Below are 3434 nucleotides of genomic sequence, written 5' to 3'. Positions count from 1 at the left end.
CGCTATAATATTTCCAATTAAAGCATACAAATCGAGCAAAAAGCAATGGTAGATCCAGTCAGCGCGGGTTTGGGTTTGGGTTGGTTATTGGTCGGCCCTATTTTGCAAGACTTGGCTAAAGCAGCTTTAGACGACTACGTTCAAGATTTTTTTAAAGACTGCATTAAAGATGTTGAAGGACTTACTAAAAAGCCCTTCGCTCAAAATGCTGTTCGCGATGCCCTGAAATCCTTTATTATATTGTTCGAGCAGGAATTAGAGCGATCGCAGTTAGATAAAAAACAGATTCAGCAATATCTGGAACCTTTAAAACAATTTATTAAACAACCTCCAGTGCAGCAAGTTTTGGGAAGTGCGTTTCAAGGGAATTGTCGGGTTTTAAATACTGCTATCTTAGCTCAGTATTGGCAAACTTTGACCTTACAACATCCGGTACGACAGCATTTGCCCACGTTTACTCGGATCGTACCTTCTCATCTTCTTAAGGGGCAACAAACTGCCTCGCTTCCCGATGCGTTTAGTTGGGAACGAGTGGCAGAAAACTATCTAGCAAGTGTTAAATTAATTATACAGCAAAATGCGGAATTACGAGAAATTCTGAATGCTCAAAATTTGGACGGCATCTTGGGACGTTTGACAGATAGTGGCCCAATTCCGGCTGATTTTAAATTAGAAAGTTATCAAGAAGGACTGCGAGAACAATATGAATATTTGGATTTAGGTAATTTAGATACTAGGTCGGGAGAATACGAACGACAACTGACTGTTAAAGAAATATTTATTCCCCAAAATGCGCGATCGTGTCAGGAATATTTGCCGAAAGATTATGAATTACCCAAGGAGATTCAAAAGCGATTGCGGGAACGGGGAGACATAGCCGCCGAAGTCCGTCCAGAAGATTTGGAACGCTACCAGCAAGCTTACACTCAACAGCAAGCTGACTCGGTTTTGAAAGTAATTGATGATGTCAATTACCCTTATCTAGTCATTCTCGGCGATCCGGGTTCAGGCAAATCAACGCTCTTAAAATACCTGGCGCTTCAGTGGGCAAAACTGTCTCCCAATCAGTTGTCATCTCAACCGATTCACTTACTGATTGAATTGCGAAAGTACAACCGCAGCAGAGATGAAAAAGAGTGCAGTAATTTTCTAGAATTTATGGAGCGCGGTTCTAGTTGGATTGGGCATTTAAACAAATCTAGACTGCACGAATGGCTGCAAGCTGGCCGCGCTGTCGTCATGTTTGACGGGCTAGATGAAGTCTTTGAGGTGCAAAAACGCAACCGTATTGTTGACCAAATCCATAATTTCACTCAGAAATATCCAACGGTGAAAGTGATTGTCACTTCTCGTGTGATTGGCTACCAGCAGCAACGGCTGAAAAATGCCCAATTTCATCACTTCATGCTGCAAGATTTTGAACCGGAACAAATTCAAGAGTTTATCCAGAAGTGGCACGAGTTGACCTTTACAGACCGCTTGAAAAAAGCTGCAAGTTTAGAACGATTGGATAAAGCCATTGGGGAATCGAGGGCGATTAAAGAGTTAGCTGGAAATCCTCTGTTGCTGACGATGATGGCAATTCTGAATCGCAATCAAGAGTTACCGCGATTTCGAGCTAAACTCTATGAAGAAGCCTCAAAAGTGCTGCTGCATAAATGGGATTTTGAGGTGAAAGAAGAGCTGAGTAATGACAAAATCGATCCTCGTTCAATTGATGAAGAAGTTAAACAAAGTATCTGCGGGCGAATTGCCTACAAAATGCAGTCGAGTGAGAAAGGATTAGCCGGAAATATTATTAGTCGCGATGATTTGCGGCAAACTATAGCGGAATCTTTGAGCGGGTTGATGGGAACTGAGGCAACTGCTTGTGCGAAGTTGATGGTAGAGCAACTGCGGGAGCGCAATTTTATTTTGTGCTTCTTGGGTGGATACAATGAGGATTATTATGCTTTTGTCCATCGCACGTTTTTGGAATATTTTTGTGCTTGGGAGTTGGTGCGGCAATTTGAGAAACAAAAAACGCTTGAATTAGATGGTTTGATTCAAATTTATCGGGAACACTGGCGAGATGAGTCTTGGCATGAAGTGTTGCGTTTAATGGCGGGAATGCTAGATGCTAGATTTACAAGTGACATCCTGGAATATTTGATTGGTGAAGATGGGGAAGCGGAAAAGTTTAGCAATGTGTTTTTGGCTGCGGAGTGTCTTTCTGAAGTTAAGAATAGAAATGAGATTGCTGGTGTTGCTGGTAGGGTGCGCGATCGAGTTAAAAAGTTAACTCAATACGTAGTTGATGAAATTCACATACAAGCAGTAGCAGCAGTAGCAGCAAATTGGGAAGATGACACGGAAACCTTAGCAGCAAATTGGGAAGATGACACGGAAACCTTATCTTGGTCCATACCACGCGTTCCAGACGCTAATTGGGCTGTGCGACAAGCAGCAGTCCAAGAAATAGCACGGGGGTGGAAAGATGACCCGGAAACCTTACCTTGGCTCAAACAACTGGCTCAATCAGACGATGATTCGGCTTCGCCTGTGCGACAAGCAGCAGTACAAGAAATAGCGCGGGGGTGGAAAGATGACCCAGAAACCTTACCCATTCTCAAACAACTGGCTCAATCAGACGATGATTCGGCTGTGCGACGTGCAGCAGTACAAGAAATAGCACGGGGGTGGAAAGATGACCCGGAAACCTTACCCATTCTCAAACAACGCGCTCAATCAGACGAGAATTCGGCTGTGCGAGAAGCAGCAGTCCAAGAATTAGCAGGGGGGTGGAAAGATGACCCAGAAACCTTACCCATTCTCAAACAAATGGCTCAATCAGACGATGATGGGTATGTGCGATCTTCAGCAGTACAAGAATTAGCACGGGGGTGGAAAGATGACCCAGAATTATTTGAGTTATTGTGCGATGTTGCTATCAATGACCCCTTCGATCGCGAGTCCCCTTGGCAACAGAACCCCCGGGAAACAGCTCTTGCAGCTATGATTGAGTTATATCCCGATCGCCCTCAAACTTTAGAACTTGTGCGCGATCGCGCTCAGAACGATTCTGACGAAATACTCCGCAGATTTGCCCAGAGAAAGTTGGCAGAATTAGAAGGCAAATGAGCGATATATTCGATCGCCGATCGCCATTTTTTATAATTTTAGGAGTCGTTGGGTGGGGGCGGGTTTATGAGATTATTGGTTTTAAACATAGATAGTTGGTAAAACCCGCCCCTACGGAATTTTACATTATTAAAATCACCCTCATAAATAGTATAATTAAGCTTAGATACTTGTCGGAGACAACCACTATGCAAGTCACAACCGCAGAAATCATTTATCCTTCCAGCGACGGTCAGCCGATGGCAGAAAGCACCATTCAATACGAATTAATTGTCAAAATTAAAGAAGGTTGCGAATCGCTGTTTAAGAATGAC

General features: G+C 43.5%; 1 protein-coding gene. It reads left to right on the top strand.

The genetic code is table 11. The features are described 5' to 3' along the window. The first annotated feature begins 45 nt into the window (after positions 1-45). Positions 46-3120 carry an NACHT domain-containing protein gene (locus ACUVJL_RS14805; RefSeq protein ID WP_445246535.1) on the top strand — a complete coding sequence of 1025 codons (3075 nt, stop codon included), beginning with the start codon at positions 46-48 and terminating at the stop codon, positions 3118-3120. Positions 3121-3434 lie beyond the last annotated feature (314 nt).

This window comes from Microcoleus sp. OTE_8_concoct_300 (assembly GCF_031383065.1).
Lineage (GTDB): Bacteria > Cyanobacteriota > Cyanobacteriia > Cyanobacteriales > Microcoleaceae > Microcoleus.
The sequence above is the reverse complement of the archived record's forward strand: the minus strand, read 5'-3'. Positions and strand labels throughout refer to the sequence as shown.